The sequence below is a fragment of the Aurantimonas sp. HBX-1 genome, from assembly GCF_021391535.1.
Lineage (GTDB): Bacteria > Pseudomonadota > Alphaproteobacteria > Rhizobiales > Rhizobiaceae > Aurantimonas.
In genome coordinates, this window is the sequence record NZ_CP090066.1 from 2816959 (window position 1) to 2832619 (window position 15661).

Genomic DNA, 15661 nt, shown 5'->3' on the forward strand with positions numbered 1-15661 from the left:
TTGCTCGGATACATTTATGGCTGTATGTATGCTGCAACGCAAGAGGACGGCCCGTTTAGGCCGGGAAAGTGGTACGGACATGCACGGATCGACGGGGTTCTTGCGGATCGTCGCCCTCACGGGGCTGCTCGTGGCTTCCGGTGCGCCGGCCATGGCGCAGGGCCCCGGCGAGGCGCCGCCGCCGGCGGTGACGGTGATGACCATCGAGAGCCGCACCCTGCCGGTGACCTACGAATATGCCGGCCGGGTGGCCGCTTCGCGCGAGGTCGAGGTGCGCGCCCGCGTCGGCGGCATCCTGCTGCAGCGCGAGTTCGAGGAAGGCGCCCGCGTCGCGCAGGGCACCCTGCTCTTCCGCATCGATTCGGCGCCCTACGAGGCGCAAGTCGCGCTGGCCCGCGCCCAGGTCCTGCAGGCCGAAGCCCAGCTCGGCCAGGCGCAGCGGACCGAGGAGCGCGCCCGCACGCTGGCGCAGAGCGGCGCCTCCAGCCGCGCCGCGCTCGACGACGCGGTCTCGGCGCGCGAGCTCGCCGCCGCGCAGGTTGCCGCCGCCGAGGCGCAGCTGCGCACGGCGACGCTGTCGCTCGGCTATGCGACGGTCGAGGCGCCGGTCAGCGGCATCACCAGCCTCGAGCAGGTGCCGGAAGGCAGCCTGCTCAGCACCGGCGACCTGCTCACCCGGATCAGCCAGCTCGACCCGATCTACGTCAATTTCTCCGCCGCCGACCGCGAGGCCGCGTCGATCCGCGACCTGCTGGACAGCGGCCGGCTGCAGGGCGGCGCCGATCCCTCGGGGCTGAAGGTCACCATCGCCTTCGGTGACGGCGCCACCTACGACCAGACCGGCACGATCGACTTCACCTCGACCTCGATCGATTCCCAGACCGGCACGATCCTGTCGCGCGCCGTGCTGCCGAACCCGGACGACAAGCTGCTGCCCGGCCAGTTCGTGCGGTTGCAGATCGAAGGGCTGACGGTGGAGAACGCCGTCACCGTGCCGACAGAGGCGCTGATGCAGGGCCCGCAGGGGACCTTCGTCTACACCGTCAATGCCGAGAACATCGCGGAAGTGCGGCCGGTGCGGGTCGACCGTGAGCTGAACGGCTCGCTGCTGCTCGCCGACGGGCTCCAGGACGGCGACCGGGTGATCATCGAGGGCGTGGTCAAGGTCCGCCCGAACGCACCGGTCGCCCCGCACGCACCCGAGGAAGCCCCGGCCGGCGGCGAGGGCGCGGACACCAGCGCGCCCGAGGCGGCGGCGGACGGGGCCGCACCGGCGACGCCCGCGCCCCCGGCCGCGGCGGTCCCCGCCGCGTCGGCATCAGCCGATGAGGCCGCCGCCGCCGACGGCGACGCGGCGACACCGGATGCCGATGCGACCGCCGCCAGCGAGGCGCCTGCCGAGCCGCCGGTGCCGCTGACCGCCCTGCCCGACGGCCAGGCCGCCCGGGACGAGCAGAACGGTGCGGAGACCGGCCAGTGAACGCCCGATTCTTCGTCGACCGGCCGATCTTCGCGGCGGTCATCTCGATCCTGATCACGCTCGGCGGCCTGCTGTCGATCACCGCGCTGCCGATCGAGCAGTATCCCGAGCTGGTGCCGCCGCAGGTGCAGGTGCGCGCCTCCTATCCGGGCGCCAGCGCCGAGACCATCGCCCAGACCGTCTCGGCGCCGATCGAGCAGCAGATCAACGGCGTCGAGGACATGCTCTACATGCAGTCGACGAACTCATCGACGGGTTCGGCGACCATCACCGTGACCTTCGCCAGCGGCACCGATCCGGACCAGGCAACGATCAACGTCAACAACCGCGTGCAGCAGGCCAACGCCTCGCTGCCCGAGCAGGTGCAGCGGCTCGGCGTGACGGTCGCCAAGCAGAACTCGTCGATCCTGGCGGTGCTGACGATGTCGTCGCAGGACCCGCGCTACGACGCCACCTACGTGTCGAACTACGTGCTGCTGAACGTCCTCGACGAGCTGAAGCGGCTCCCGGGCATCGGCGAGGCGCAGCTGTTCGGCGCGCGCAACTACTCGATGCGCATCTGGCTGCGCCCGGACGCGCTCGCCTCCTACGGCCTGACGCCCGGCGACGTCGCCACCGCCATCCGCGACCAGAACGCCCAGTTCGCCGCCGGCCAGTTCGGCGCCGAGCCCTCCGACAGCGACCTCGCCTTCACCTATTCGGTGACCACGGCGGGCCGCCTGCCCGATGCCGCGGCCTTCGAGAACATCATCCTGCGCTCCGACGCGAACGCCGCCTCGCTGCTGCTCAAGGACGTGGCGCGGGTCGAGCTCGGCGCCCAGGACTACGGCTTCAACGCCACCTACAACGGCATCCCGACCGTGCCGATCGGCATCTACCTGCAGCCCGGCGCCAACGCGCTGGACACGCTGGCCGGCGTCCGGGCCCGGATGGACGAGCTGTCGGGCAACTTCCCGAGCGGCATCGCCTACGCCATCCCCTACGACACGACGAAGTTCATCGAGGCCTCGATCGAGGAGGTGGTGATCACCTTCATCGAGGCGATGGTGCTGGTGTTCATCGTCGTCTTCGTCTTCCTGCAGAGCTTCCGCGCGACGCTGATCCCGATGATCGCGGTGCCGGTCTCGATCATCGGCACGTTCGGCGTGCTGCTGGCGCTCGGATTCTCGATCAACCTCCTGACGCTGTTCGGCCTGGTGCTGGCGATCGGCATCGTCGTCGACGACGCCATCGTGGTGCTCGAGAATGTCGAGCGCATCATGCGCACCGAGGGGCTGAACGCCAAGGACGCCACCGCCAAGGCGATGACCGAGGTGGCCGGCCCGGTGATCGCCATCGTGCTGGTGCTGTGCGCCGTGTTCATCCCGGTCGCCTTCCTCGGCGGCCTCGCCGGCACGATGTACCGGCAGTTCGCGGTGACCATCGCGGTGTCGGTGACGATCTCCGGCATCGTCGCGCTGACGCTCACCCCGGCGCTCTGCGGCGTGCTGCTGAAGAACACCCATTCCGAGCCATGGGCGCCGTTCCGCTGGTTCAACCGCGGCTTCGACAAGCTGACCAACGCCTACGGGGCGGGCGTCGCCTTCATCATGCGCCGGGCGGTGCTGGCGCTGGTGCTGTTCGCCGGCGTCCTCGGCGGCAGCTACTATCTGTTCCAGACGATCCCCGGTTCGCTGGTCCCGGACGAGGACCAGGGCGTCAACTTCGTCATCGCCATCCTGCCGCCCGCCGCCTCGCTGGCGCGCACCACCGAGGTGATGGAACAGGTCAGCACGAACCTGCGCCAGCACCCGGCGGTGCAGGACGTCACCGCCTTCGCCGGCTTCGACCTGCTTGCCGGCACGCAGAAATCCAGCGCCGGCGTCGCCTTCGTCAGCCTCAAGGACTGGGGCGAGCGCGAGGATTCCTCGCTCGACGCGCGCAACCTCGTCGGCCCGTTCATCGGCATGAACGCCGGCATCGAGGACGGCATGGTGCTGGCCTTCAACCCGCCGCCGATCCAGGGCCTGTCGACCACCGGCGGCTTCGACCTGTTCGTCCAGGACCGCCGCAATGCGGGCGCGCAGTCGCTGATCGAGGCGACCAACGCGCTCGTCGCGGCGGCGGCCGAACGGCCGGAACTCGCCGGCGTGCGCACCACCTTCTCGGCCAACGTGCCGCAGTACCAGATCGACGTCGACCGCCAGAAGGCCAAGGCGCTGGACGTGCCGATCTCGTCGATCTTCGAGACCATGCAGTCGACCTTCGGCTCGCTCTACGTCAACGACTTCACCCTGCTCGGCCGCAACTACCGCGTCTCGCTGCAGTCGGAATCGGATTTCCGCGAGAAGCCGGACGATCTGCGCTTCGTCTACGTGCAGGCCTCGAACGGCTCGATGATCCCGCTCGACACGCTGCTGACCGTGGAACGCGTCGTCGGCCCGGACCTGATCGAGCGCTTCAACGCCTTCAACGCGGCGAAGGTCTCGGGGGGGCCCGCGCCCGGCTATTCCTCCGGCCAGGCGCTGGCGGCGATGCAGGAGATCGCCGCGGCGAGCCTGCCGGACGGCTACCAGGTGGCCTGGACCGGCTCGGCCTACCAGGAGATCGCCTCGGGCGGCACCGGGCTGATCGCCATCGGCTTCGGCATCCTGATGGTGTTCCTGATCCTGTCGGCGCAGTACGAGCGCTGGTCGCTGCCGATCGCGGTGCTGCTGGCGGTGCCCTTCGCCATGCTGGGGGCGCTCCTGGCGATCTGGCTGCGTGGGCTCGACAACGACGTCTACTTCCAGATCGGCCTGGTGACGCTGGTCGGCCTGGCGGCCAAGAACGCCATCCTGATCGTCGAGTTCGCCGTGCTGAAGCGGGCGGAGGGCCTGTCGGCCTTCGACGCCGCGCTGGAGGGCGCCAAGCTGCGCTTCCGGCCGATCGTCATGACCTCGCTCGCCTTCATCCTCGGCGTCGTGCCGCTGGCGATCTCGACGGGCGCCGGCTCGGCCAGCCGCCACTCGATCGGCACCGGCGTCATCGGCGGCATGCTGGCCGCGACCTTCGTCGCGATCTTCTTCATCCCGCTGTTCTACAAGCTGCTGGCCCGCAGCGACGCCCCAAGCGGCACGGCGGCGCCCGAGGGCCCGAAGGGCGAGGCGGTGCCGGCGGAGTAGCGGGACGGATCATGAAAGGCGGCGGCCGGTTGGCGCGCCGCCTTTCCTGTGAGTTCGGCGTCTACGCCGGATCCGGCAAACGAAGCTGCGCCCGTTCGTTGGCTTCCCGGCAGCGTCTCACCGCCTCCTGATCGACCGTGGTCGGCTTGCCTGCCGGGTCGAACGGCCGCTTGAAAGCGAACGCGTACGGCGACGATCCGTGATCGTGCAGGTGCTCCAGCCGATCAGCGCCCTCGCGCCAGGCGGGGATGTGTCCCTCCTCCACCCACCACAGCACGTAAGTCGGCCAGGCCTTCCGGTCGAACCACTGTCGCGCGTTGCGCAACGCCTCGGCATGGATGCCGGCATAGGCGAAGGCGAACAGCGACGGCAGGTCGCGCCACAGCGACAGCGTCGACGGCGCCCAGCCATCGCCGGTCTCGACATGAAACCGCGGATAGACCTGCTCGCCCCAGCTCTCCGGCCCCGGCTCGTCCGGATGGCCGGAGCGCGCGACAAAACCTTCGCTCAGCTCCGCCGCCGCGAAATTGCGATCGTTGCGGTCGTGGAAACCCTGGTTGGCGGGCTCGCCCGACGGGACGCGGAAATTGTTGAAGTTGTAGAGGGCGAGATGGGGCAAGTGGGTGCTCCGTCGGCTCGGTAGCGAGAGGTCTTCTGGGGCCATCCAACTAAGGCGAGGCTCTCATCCCGCCAGCCAGAACAGCGTGACACACGACGCCACGTCCCCAGCGCGAGAGCAATCGAGCTGATTAGCGCTGAGGCTTTACCAAAATCCCTTCGGGTTAGCACGGTGCAAAACGCGTAATATCTATCTCGCAAATCTTTAGTCTAGTAAGCTTACCGTATATTTCGGGTGTGACGTAGGATATATTCGGAATAAAGATGGAATGTGTACTTCATCCTGGTTCGCATTGACTGACAGGCGAGCAAGAAGCATCGCCCCACTCACTCCGACAGGATTTGCGCCATGACCAACACACTCGGTACCCCCCGGCCCGATTGCCATCCCCGGCGGTCGCGGTCTGCAGAACGACGTGCCTCGCTGGCGGAACTCGCCAACAGACGCGGCGCCGGCGTGACCTCGCCTAATGGCGAAGAGACGAGCTTCGGCGCGGGCCGGCTGGCCAATTACCACAAGTCATTGCCGCACGACGTGCTGGGCCGCGTCCATGCCCCGACCTACCAGGCCATGGTGGCGGCGTTGACCAGCGGCGATGCAGGATCGCTCGAGACGCTGCCCGTGGGCGGCAATCGATCGAAAGCCGGACCGTTCACGGACACCAATCCCGAGCAATACGCTGAGTACCCAGGCGGCGCGCCGGGTTACCGCAAGCTGACGAGCCCGCTGACCGGGCTGGTCTACGACACGCAGGGAGCCGACGCCGGCGCGCTCGCCATCGGTCCAGCGCCCGAGATCGCCAGCCCGGAATTCGCCGCCGAGATGGCCGAGCTCTACGCGATGGCGCTGCTGCGCGACAATTCCTTCACCGACATCGCCGCAGGGACCGGCAACGCGGCGGGCGGCATCACGGTGCAGGCCGTCATCGACGCCCTGGGAACCGTTCCCTTCCTCAATGGCAGCGTCACCGGCAAGCTGTCCCGCGCCGCACGGCGCCGCTACGAGAGCCGCGGCACGATCACCGACGGAAGCTCCGTGTTCCGCGGCTCGACTCCGGGCTCGAAGCACGGGCACTGGCTGTCGCAGTTCATGCTGAGCGGAAACGCGAACGATTCCCCGGCCGGGAAGTTCGTCAACCTCAACGGGGCGAATACGCTCGACAATAACGCCGCCCCCGCCTTCCGCGGCATATTCGCCGAAGTCGGCCATAATGACGGCTTCGTGTTCTTCGGCACCCAGATCATCGACCAGCGCTCGATCGTCGCCCGGCCGGGCGTGGACTACATGACCAACTGGGCAGCCTGGCTGGACTCGCAGAACGGCGTCGACGGCAACAATTTCGACATCTTCCTCGGCCGGCGCCGCTACCTGACGACGCCGCGGGACATCGCCACCTACGTCCACTACGACGCGCTCTATCAGGCCTATCTCGTTGCCTGCCTGCTGATGGCGAACGATGGCGGCAGCTTTCCCAAGGATCGCGGCATGCCAGAAACGCGCAGCAGCACGCGCAGCGCCTTCGCCTCCTTCGGCGGGCCGCACATCCTCAGCCTCGTGACCGAAGTAGCGACCCGGGCGTTGAAAGCCGTATGGCGGCAGAAATGGATGCATCACCGGCGCATGCGTCCGGAAGTCGCCGCGGCCCTGATCACGCTTCATGCCGCCGATCCGGACCTTCTCGGCCATGGCGACGTGGCGGACCGTGTCGGGACCCTGAGGGGGGCCATCCCCGCCTCCCTGCTCACCGCCATCGCCGCGCACAATCTGGAACAGAACGGCGCCAGCCGCATCAAGCCGAAGGCCACTCTGCCCACCGGTTTTCCGTCCATCCAGGACAGCGCGAACTATCTCCTGCCGATGGCCTTTCCGGAGGGCTCGCCGACCCATCCCGCCTACGGGGCCGGCCATGCGACGGTGGCCGGCGCCTGCGTCACCATGCTGAAGGCCTTCTTCGAGATGTTCGAGGCCGACGGCGTGACCGAAAGGGCCTGGCCGTGGCCGGTCGTCATGCCGACGTTCACGAACGGCAACCAGAACGAGGGCGGCGAACTGGTCCCGGTCCCCAACGCCGCCGGCTACACGGTGCAGGGCGAACTCGACAAGCTGGCGATGAATATCGCCAATGCCCGCAACATGGCCGGCGTCCATTATTATACGGATTATTACGAGTCGTTGCGGCTCGGCGAGCGCGTCGCGGTGTCGATCATCGAGGAGCAGCTCTCCCTCTACGACGAGCCGGTCTCGATGAGCTTCACGACCTTCGACGGCGAGCCGATCCGCATCACGTCAAACGGCGACAGTTCGCGGGTGATCGTCGACGGCTCGCATGCCCCCGACTGGTACGAGCGTTACGGAAGCTGAACAGCCCCCGCGTCGGCGCTCAGGCGTCGACGCGGGCTTCCAGCCGGTCGAGCGGACAGGGCACGTCCTTCTTGTCGCACTTGCGGCGGTAGACATGCGCCCAGCGGTCATAGCGGGCGCCGAGGCGGGCGACCAGTTCGCGGAAGAAGGCCTTCTTCTCGGCCTTGCCGCCCAGCCGCTTGAACGACTTCTTCTCGGGCCTGGTCATGCCGCAGCCGATGCAGCGGCCGGCGTCGCGGTATTTGCAGATGTCGATGCAGGGGGACGGCGCATCGCGCCAGCGCTTGGCCAAGGGCGGCTCCTCGATGTTCCGGGAGGACGGCGTGCCGCGCATTGCCGCGCTTTGCAGACGCTCGTCGGGCTGCTATGAAGATACATGACAGCCGCTGTCAAGTTTAGAACCGTTCGAAAATAGCTGACGCGGCCGCAACTGTTCATCCGGATGACCATGACCGCGCTTGCTGTCGATCTTCTTGCCGACCCTCCTGTTCAGGGAACCGCCCGCATCCTCGCCTTCCCCGGGACCGCCCTGCCCGCCGGCGTCGCCGCCTCCCCGTCGCTTACCGCGGCCGAGCGCGCGCTTCTCGAGCGGCTGCGCTGGTTCGCCCTGAAGAGCCGGCTGGCGCCCAAGCCCGACCTGGAGCGCGCCTGCTTCCTGCTCGCCGGCGAGGCGAACGTCTCGCTGGAGCGGTTCGCGACGGCGTTCTTCCGGGGTCTCTCCGACAAGGCGAGCCGCGAGATCGTCTTCTACCGCCCCGGCACGGGCAGCGTTTCCGACGACGAGACCTGGCTGATCCGTCTGCTCGACGCGGCCGCCACCGGGCAGGATCCGGCGGCCGCCGCGCTCATCGCCTGGCGGGTCCGCCCCGAGGCGCGGCGCTGGATGCGCTTCCTCGCGGGATCGCTCGCGAAGGCTCTTTAGAAAAGTTCTAAAAAGCTGTCACGCCGACTTGATCCGATGCGTCCGGCGGCATAGTTTGGAGTCATTCTAATAAGCGCTGCACGAAAGGAATATCGCATGGGACTGATCGCCGCCAAGATCGAGCCGACCGCCCGGGAAGAGATCGTCGGAGGCCTGACCCAGGCGCTGGCGGAAACCTCCGTCACGACGATGAAGGCGCAGAACTTCCACTGGAACGTGACGGGCATGGCCTTCGGCCCGCTGCACGAGCTGTTCCAGAAGATCTACGAGGATCATTTCGAGGGCCAGGACGTCCTCGCCGAGCGCATCAAGCAGTTCGACGTGCATGCCGAGGGCCGCTACTCGGTCTTCCTCGAGCGCAGCGCCGTCGAGGAGCATGACGGCCGCACCGACGCCAAGACGATGATCGAGGTGATGCTGAAGGACCAGGAGACGCTGTCGGCGACGCTCTCGGCGCTGGCGGAAGTCGCCGACCAGCACGGCGACTATGCCACCAACGATCTCGCCACCGCCCGCATCGAGGCGCACGACAAGTTCGCCTGGATGCTGCGCGCCCACCTGAAGACCACCGCGGCCTGACCGGCCGATATCGGCGCGCTGGCCGCGCCGTCGCAATGAAGGAGAGCGGGGCTGCCGAAGGGCGCCCCGCTCTTTTCGTTTGCGGCTCTCAGCCTTCGAGGTCGAGCGGACAGGGCACGCCCTCGCGCTCGCATTTGCGGCGGTAGGACATGACCCAGAAGGCCGGGTTGCGCCCGGTCTCGGCGAGCCGCGCCATCAGCGTCTCCAGAAACGCCTTCTTGGCGTCGGCGCTGCCGGAGTGGGGAAAGGCCTGCTTTTCCATCTGCGTCATCGAGCAGCCGACGCAGCGGCCCTGGCGCTTGTACTTGCAGATGTCGACGCAGGGCGACGGGGCGCTGGCCCAGACCTCGTCGGCGGTCATGGTCTCGGTGATATCCATCGATGCTCGGGATCTGTTGGCGTCCGGCCGCATATAGGCAGCCGGACGCCGGGGCGGGAGCCCCTCCCCTATTCCGCCGCCTCGGCGCGCGGCTGCTCGGCCGGCTTCGGCACGTAGTTCAGCACCGGCGCCAGCCAGCGCTCCACTTCGAGCACATCCATGCCCTTGCGAACGGCATAGTCCTCGACCTGGTCGCGCTCTACCTTGGCGACGCCGAAATAATGCGCCTCCGGATGGCCAATATAGATGCCCGAGACCGAGGAACCCGGCCACATGGCGAAGCTCTCGGTGAGCTTCACGCCGATCGCGGATTCCGCGTCGAGCAGGTCGAAGATCGTCGTCTTCTCGGTGTGGTCGGGCTGCGCCGGATAGCCGGGCGCCGGGCGGATGCCGCGATAGGGCTCGCCGATCAGGTCCTCGGGCTTGTAGCTCTCGTCGGTGGCATAGCCCCAGAACTCGCGGCGCACCTTCTCGTGCATCCGCTCGGCGAAGGCCTCGGCGAAGCGGTCGGCGAGCGCCTTGACCATGATCGAGGCGTAGTCGTCATTGGCCTTGGCGAAGCGGTTGGAGATCGCCTCCTCCTCGATGCCGGCGGTGACGACGAAGGCGCCGACATGGTCGGGCCGGCCGGTTTCCGCCGGGGCGACGAAGTCGGCCAGCGCCAGGTTCGGCCGGTCGCCGCGCTTGGTCAGCTGCTGGCGCAGCGTGAACAGCGTCGCGAGCTCGGCCTTGCGGTCCTCGCCGGTATAGAGGCGGATGTCGTCGCCGACGGAATTGGCCGGCCAGAAGCCGATCACGCCCTGCGGCCGGAACCACTTCTCGGCGATGATCTGCTTCAGCATCGCCTGCGCGTCGGCGAACAGCGAGCGGGCCGCCTCGCCCTGGCGCTCGTCCTCGAGGATCGCCGGATAGCGGCCCTTCAGCTCCCAGGTATGGAAGAACGGCGTCCAGTCGATGTAGCGCGACAGCTCCCCGAGGTCCCAGTCGTTGAAGACGCGCGTGCCGACGAAGGACGGCGCGGTCGGCTCGTAGCTCGCCCAGTCAGTGCTGAAGCGGTTCTCCCGCGCCTTGACGAGGGCGAGGCGCTGCTTGTCGCGCTCGCTCTTCTCGTGCGCGGCGGCGAGCTTCTTGTACTCCTCGCGGATGCCCTGCACCGTCTGGTCGCGGGTCTCCTCCGAGATCAGGCTGGAGACGACGCCGACGGCGCGCGACGCATCGGTGACGTAGACGCTCTGGCCGCGCTCGTAGCGCGGGTGGATCTTCACCGCCGTGTGGACGCGGCTGGTCGTCGCCCCGCCGATCAAGAGCGGGATGTCGAAACCCTCGCGCTCCATCTCGGCCGCGACATGCACCATCTCGTCGAGCGACGGGGTGATCAGGCCGGAGAGGCCGATGATGTCGACCTTCTCGGCGCGAGCCACCTCGAGGATCTTCGAGGCCGGCACCATGACGCCGAGATCGATGACCTCGTAGTTGTTGCAGGCCAGCACGACGCCGACGATGTTCTTGCCGATGTCGTGGACGTCGCCCTTGACGGTCGCCATCAGCACCTTGCCGGCGTTCTTGCGGCCCTCGCCGCCGTTCAGCCGCTTCTCCTCCTCCATGAACGGGAGCAGATGCGCCACGGCCTGCTTCATCACCCGGGCGGACTTGACCACCTGCGGCAGGAACATCTTGCCGGCGCCGAACAGGTCGCCGACGATGTTCATGCCGGCCATCAGCGGCCCCTCGATGACGTGCAGCGGGCGCTCGGCGGCAAGCCGCGCCTCCTCGGTGTCGACGTCGATATACTCGGTGATGCCGTTGACGAGGGCATGGGCGAGCCGGTCGCCGACCGGCTTCTCGCGCCAGGCAAGGTCCTGGACGCGGGCCTCCTTGCCGGCGGTGCCGCGATATTTCTCGGCGATCTCCAGCATCCGGTCGGTGGCCGTGCCGCCGCCCTTCGGCTGGCGGTTGAGCACGACGTCCTCGCAGGCCTCGCGCAGGTCGGCCTCGATCGTGTCGTAGACCGCCAGCTGGCCGGCATTGACGATGCCCATGTCCATGCCCGCCTGGATGGCGTGGTAGAGGAACACGGCGTGCATCGCCTCGCGCACCGGCTCGTTGCCGCGGAACGAGAAGGAGAGGTTCGACACGCCGCCGGAGATGTGGACATGCGGCAGGGTCGCGGTGATCCGGCGCGTCGCCTCGATGAAGTCGACGCCGTAATTGTCGTGCTCCTCGATGCCGGTGGCGACGGCGAAGACGTTCGGGTCGAAGATGATGTCCTCGGGCGGGAAGCCGACCTGTTCGGTCAGCAGCTTGTAGGCCCGCGTGCAGATCTCGACCTTGCGCTTTTCGGTGTCGGCCTGGCCTTCCTCGTCGAAGGCCATGACGACCACGGCGGCGCCGTAGGCGCGCACCAGCTTCGCCTGCTTCAGGAAGGCCTCCTCGCCCTCCTTCATCGAGATCGAGTTGACGATCGACTTGCCCTGGACGCATTTCAGCCCGGCCTCGATGATCGACCATTTGGAAGAGTCGATCATCACCGGTACGCGCGCGATGTCGGGCTCGGCGGCGACGAGGTTGAGGAACTCGACCATCGCCCGCTCGGAGTCGATCAGGCCCTCGTCCATGTTGACGTCGATGATCTGGGCGCCGTTCTCGACCTGGTCGCGCGCGACGACGAGCGCCGCGGCGAAGTCGCCGGCGGTGATCAGCTTGCGGAATTTCGCCGAGCCGGTGACGTTGGTCCGCTCGCCCACGTTGACGAAGGGAATGTCGGCCGTCAGCGTGAAGGGCTCGAGGCCCGACAGGCGCATCAGTGGCTCGATGACCGGGATGGGACGCGGTTTGTAGCCGGTCAGCATCGTCGCCAGCGCCTTGATGTGGTCCGGCGTCGAGCCGCAGCAGCCGCCGACGACGTTGACGAGGCCTTCCTTGGCGAAGATCTCGACCTCGGCGGCCATCGCCTCCGGGCTCTGGTCGTATTCGCCGAACTCGTTCGGCAGGCCGGCATTCGGATAGGCGCAGACCAGCGTGTCGGCGGCGGCCGAGATCTCCGACAGGTGGTCGCGCATCGCCGCGGCGCCGAGCGCGCAGTTGAGGCCGATGGTGAATGGGCGTGCGTGGCGGACCGAATGCCAGAACGCCGTCGGCGTCTGGCCGGAGAGCGTGCGGCCGGAGAGGTCGGTGATCGTGCCGGAGATCATCAGCGGCAGCACGACGCCCTTTTCGGCGAAGATCTCCTCGCAGGCGAAGATCGCCGCCTTGGCGTTCAGCGTGTCGAAGATCGTCTCGATCAGGATCAGGTCGACGCCGCCGTCGATCAGGCCGCGCAGCTGCTCGCCATAGGCGATGCGCAAATCGTCGAAGGAGGTGGCGCGGTAGCCGGGATTGTTGACATCCGGCGAGATCGAGGCGGTGCGGTTCGTCGGTCCGAGCGCGCCGGCGACGAAGCGACGCTTGCCGTCCTTCTGCTCGGCGCGGATGCAGGCCCGCCGCGCCAGCCGCGCGCCGTCGCGGTTCAGCTCGTAGACCTGGTCCTCCATCTGGTAGTCGGCCTGGGCGATGCTGGTCGAGGAGAAGGTGTTGGTCTCGAGGATGTCGGCGCCGGCGATGGCGTAGGCATAATGGATGTCCTCGATCGCCTGCGGCTGGGTCAGGTTCAGAAGGTCGTTGTTGCCCTGGACGTGGCAGGCGCAGGCGCCGAAGCGGTGGCCGCGGAAATCGTCCTCGCCGAGGCCCAGCAGCTGGATCTCGGTGCCCATGGCGCCGTCGAGGATCAGGATGCGTTCGGAAGCCGCCTTGCGCAGGGCCCTGGCGGCCTCTGCCGGCGAACGCCCTTCGGTCATCGCTCCGAAGAGCTGGTCGAGCGTATCGGTCATGGGGGCATGCCTTCCATCTGTTCCAGGCAGGAAGTCACATAAAGATATGCTTATGTCAACAAACGAGCTGTGAAGCCTCGCCCGATCGCCCCGTGCCGCGCCTTGAATTGGGCGCGGGTTCGGCGGATTACTACGCCATCGCCACCGCGAAGGGTTGCGCCATGTCCAGACCCGTCCCGTACCCGCTCGACGACGACACCGCCGTGCCGCTCAACACGACGCGCGCCGCGGAGGGCCTGCCGCGCCGCCGGTTCACCGTCGCCGAGATCGAGGCCTTCGTCGAGACCGGCGTCATCCCCGAGGAAGAACGGTTCGAACTGATCGGCGGGGAGATCGTCCCGATGTCACCGAAAGGCATGACGCACGAGCGGATCAAGATGTGGCTGAACGAGCAGCTGGTCCGCAACCTCCCGCTTCCATTCGCGACCAACCCAGAGACAACCTTCCGACTGGCCGACGACACGTTCCTCGAACCCGACTTCGTGGTCTTCGAACGCGCAACCGGGCTGGAACGGCTAAACGGCGCCACCTGCCTGCTGGCGATCGAGATTGGCCTGTCGAGCCTTTCCTACGATCGTGGCCGCAAGGCCGAGATCTACGCCGCGTTCGGTATTAGGGAGTTGTGGGTGATCGACGGGCGGCGGCTGGAGACGCGGGTGTTCAGGGAGCCGGGGCCGGAGGGGTATGGGTCGGTTTGCGACGTTGCGGCCGGGGAGGTGCTGGAGCCGCTGGGGGTGCCGGGTTTTGCGCTGCAGCTGGAGGAGTTCAAGCGATTTGAGGGGTGATGCGATCGGTTAGGCAGTGAAGAAAGTCCGATGACACAGTTTCAAAGCTGCGGCCCGATTAATTTCACACCTGTCCGCACATGGTGTTGACACCGCTCAAGACTTGCCCCATTTTCACACCTGTCTGCACAACGTGAAAAGGAGTCCGTCTTGGTCACAGAAACCACCACCCGAGTTTCATTTCGCTTGCAAACCGAAATCTACGAAGCGATCCAAACCCTTGCAAAACAGGCAGGAGTTGATGTGTCTGCCTTCATGCAGGATGTTCTTAGACAAGCTGTGTATGACCATCTGCCGGCGGACCTGCAGCGCGAACTCGAAAACACCAAAGCCTTGTACGCGGCTGCCCAGGCCAAGGCTCGCCAAGTCTACAATGCCGGACGCTTCGATGAGCATTTCACGCTAACGGTGTTCCGTGAGCTTATGGGCGATCAGGAGACCAAACAACTTTATGAGTCGGTTATAGGGGTAGACGCATATACGGACGGGGCATCCAAAAAGATGCCCCTCAACATGTACCTCGGCTGGTTTATCAAAAATGCGGTGAGCGCCAAACCTATGGTCGATGCAAGTGGTAAGCCTCGTCGTGCCTTCGTCAAGGACGAGCCGATAAAGAGCTATACCCTACTCACCACTGAGTGACTCCTAGGCCAGATACCAAATCTACCCACCGATTCTGATACAGAGACCCAGAATTTCAATGCTTATAGCGGCACGCCGCGATTTCGAGGCGTTGGTCGTCATCTTTGCCTGCAACGCGGCAGACAAGGCGGTGGTCGCCGGTGATCCGCCGCGACCACCAGCCGGTCAGATCGCCCTTCAGCGGCTCCGGCTTGCCGATCCCCCGGAGCAGGGTTCGCCTGGTTTCCTTGATCAGCTCGTTGATGCGATCGCGGATCTTCTCGTCCACCTTCTGAAAATGCAGATAGTCGCTCCAGGCCTGCTCGGCCCAGAGAAGCTTCATTGGGCGTCTTCGGCGTCGACGGTCGGATCGCGCTCGACACCGCGACCGGCATCCAGTTCGGCAATGGCGCCGAACAGCTTGTCGGCGTTGTTCCGGCTGCCGAGAAGGTGAAGCGTCTCCTGGACGCCCTCCCATTCGCTCGCCGATATCAATACGGCGGATTCTCTGCCCTGCCGGGTCACGAGCAAGGGCGCCCGCGAGCGGATCAACTCTTCGAAGTGGCCGGCTGGATAGCCCGCAACTGCGTGAAAGCGGTCCGCCATAGCATGTCTCTTGCCAATAAGCCGATCGAGTATCTGTACGCATACGTACAGGGCTGCCTAGTTCCAAACAGGGTCGAACTTCGCGACGTGCTGGCTCCTAGGAATGCACATGCCAATACCGGCAACAGAATTGATGGTTCTGGTTGCAGGCGGCACCTCTTGGCCGATTCAAGACGTTCGGTAACCGATGTCTGCTTCGAGCCCAAGGTCGCCGTAGGAGCTTCATGGGCAAAACCCTACACATCTCGACCTTGCCGCCTAGCAGACGTGGATCCGAGACTCGGTCAAAAGGACCTAAAG

Annotated in this window: 13 protein-coding genes; 7 read left to right on the forward strand and 6 right to left on the reverse strand. The window is 66.5% G+C overall.

Translation table 11 applies throughout. The annotated features are described in order from the left end of the window. The first annotated feature begins 79 nt into the window (after positions 1–79). Positions 80–1480, forward strand: a complete 1401-nt coding sequence (locus LXB15_RS13405; RefSeq protein WP_233948926.1) for an efflux RND transporter periplasmic adaptor subunit — start codon at positions 80–82, stop codon at positions 1478–1480. Beyond that, entirely contained in the window at positions 1477–4623 is a 3147-nt protein-coding gene (locus LXB15_RS13410; protein WP_233948927.1) for an efflux RND transporter permease subunit, read from the forward strand. Before LXB15_RS13405 ends, LXB15_RS13410 begins: the two co-directional genes overlap by 4 nt. A 61-nt stretch (positions 4624–4684) precedes the next feature. Here the strand turns inward: LXB15_RS13410 and LXB15_RS13415 are convergent, their stop codons facing one another. Further along, on the reverse strand, positions 4685–5242 hold the full coding sequence (locus tag LXB15_RS13415) for a DUF3291 domain-containing protein (protein WP_233948928.1): 558 nt from the start codon (positions 5240–5242) through the stop codon (positions 4685–4687). Positions 5243–5590: 348 nt separating this feature from the next. Here LXB15_RS13415 and LXB15_RS13420 point away from each other — a divergent pair, with 348 nt between their 5' ends. Continuing rightward, positions 5591–7603, forward strand: coding sequence for a vanadium-dependent haloperoxidase (locus LXB15_RS13420; RefSeq protein ID WP_233948929.1), 2013 nt, complete (start codon positions 5591–5593; stop codon positions 7601–7603). Between the two features lie 19 nt (positions 7604–7622). Here the strand turns inward: LXB15_RS13420 and LXB15_RS13425 are convergent, their stop codons facing one another. Beyond that, a complete protein-coding gene (locus tag LXB15_RS13425) occupies positions 7623–7895 on the reverse strand; it encodes a DUF1289 domain-containing protein (RefSeq protein WP_233948930.1) in 273 nt (90 codons plus the stop codon). Positions 7896–8051: 156 nt separating this feature from the next. On the opposite strand from LXB15_RS13425, the gene LXB15_RS13430 reads away from it, so the two are divergent. Together LXB15_RS13430 and LXB15_RS13435 are read left to right on the forward strand one after the other, a co-directional pair. Further along, a complete protein-coding gene (locus tag LXB15_RS13430) occupies positions 8052–8525 on the forward strand; it encodes a hypothetical protein (protein WP_233948931.1) in 474 nt (157 codons plus the stop codon). A gap of 96 nt (positions 8526–8621) precedes the next feature. Next, on the forward strand, positions 8622–9104 hold the full coding sequence (locus LXB15_RS13435; RefSeq protein WP_233948932.1) for a Dps family protein: 483 nt from the start codon (positions 8622–8624) through the stop codon (positions 9102–9104). An 88-nt stretch (positions 9105–9192) separates the two neighbouring features. Here LXB15_RS13435 and LXB15_RS13440 read toward each other — a convergent pair whose 3' ends face one another. Beyond that, positions 9193–9483 carry a DUF1289 domain-containing protein gene (locus LXB15_RS13440; protein WP_233948933.1) on the reverse strand — a complete coding sequence of 97 codons (291 nt, stop codon included), beginning with the start codon at positions 9481–9483 and terminating at the stop codon, positions 9193–9195. A gap of 68 nt (positions 9484–9551) precedes the next feature. Continuing rightward, on the reverse strand, positions 9552–13349 hold the full coding sequence (gene metH / locus LXB15_RS13445) for a methionine synthase (protein WP_233948934.1): 3798 nt from the start codon (positions 13347–13349) through the stop codon (positions 9552–9554). 92 nt (positions 13350–13441) lie between these two features. Between metH and LXB15_RS13450 the strand changes: the two genes are divergently transcribed. Beyond that, the gene (locus tag LXB15_RS13450; protein WP_233948935.1) at positions 13442–14134 is read left to right on the forward strand and encodes a Uma2 family endonuclease; all 693 of its coding nucleotides are present in this window, start codon (positions 13442–13444) and stop codon (positions 14132–14134) included. Positions 14135–14284: 150 nt separating this feature from the next. Then, positions 14285–14776 (forward strand): ribbon-helix-helix domain-containing protein, encoded by a 492-nt coding sequence (locus tag LXB15_RS13455; protein WP_233948936.1) that lies wholly within the window; start codon positions 14285–14287, stop codon positions 14774–14776. A 55-nt stretch (positions 14777–14831) separates the two neighbouring features. On the opposite strand, the gene LXB15_RS13460 is transcribed toward LXB15_RS13455, so the two are convergent. Both LXB15_RS13460 and LXB15_RS13465 read right to left on the reverse strand, forming a co-directional pair. Further along, positions 14832–15098: a Txe/YoeB family addiction module toxin gene (locus tag LXB15_RS13460; RefSeq protein ID WP_233948937.1), complete on the reverse strand. Its 267-nt coding sequence runs from the start codon at positions 15096–15098 to the stop codon at positions 14832–14834. Continuing rightward, on the reverse strand, positions 15095–15361 hold the full coding sequence (locus LXB15_RS13465; RefSeq protein WP_233948938.1) for a type II toxin-antitoxin system Phd/YefM family antitoxin: 267 nt from the start codon (positions 15359–15361) through the stop codon (positions 15095–15097). The genes LXB15_RS13460 and LXB15_RS13465 overlap by 4 nt, the downstream gene beginning before the upstream one ends. Between the last annotated feature and the right edge of the window lie 300 nt (positions 15362–15661).

Coding starts and splice junctions, on each gene's coding strand:
- LXB15_RS13405 (WP_233948926.1), top strand. CDS start 80: ATGCACGGATCGACGGGGTTCTTGCGGATCGTCGCCCTCACGGGGCTG.
- LXB15_RS13420 (WP_233948929.1), top strand. CDS start 5,591: ATGACCAACACACTCGGTACCCCCCGGCCCGATTGCCATCCCCGGCGG.
- LXB15_RS13430 (WP_233948931.1), top strand. CDS start 8,052: ATGACCGCGCTTGCTGTCGATCTTCTTGCCGACCCTCCTGTTCAGGGA.
- LXB15_RS13435 (WP_233948932.1), top strand. CDS start 8,622: ATGGGACTGATCGCCGCCAAGATCGAGCCGACCGCCCGGGAAGAGATC.
- LXB15_RS13440 (WP_233948933.1), bottom strand. CDS start 9,483: ATGGATATCACCGAGACCATGACCGCCGACGAGGTCTGGGCCAGCGCC.
- metH (WP_233948934.1), bottom strand. CDS start 13,349: ATGACCGATACGCTCGACCAGCTCTTCGGAGCGATGACCGAAGGGCGT.
- LXB15_RS13460 (WP_233948937.1), bottom strand. CDS start 15,098: ATGAAGCTTCTCTGGGCCGAGCAGGCCTGGAGCGACTATCTGCATTTT.
- LXB15_RS13465 (WP_233948938.1), bottom strand. CDS start 15,361: ATGGCGGACCGCTTTCACGCAGTTGCGGGCTATCCAGCCGGCCACTTC.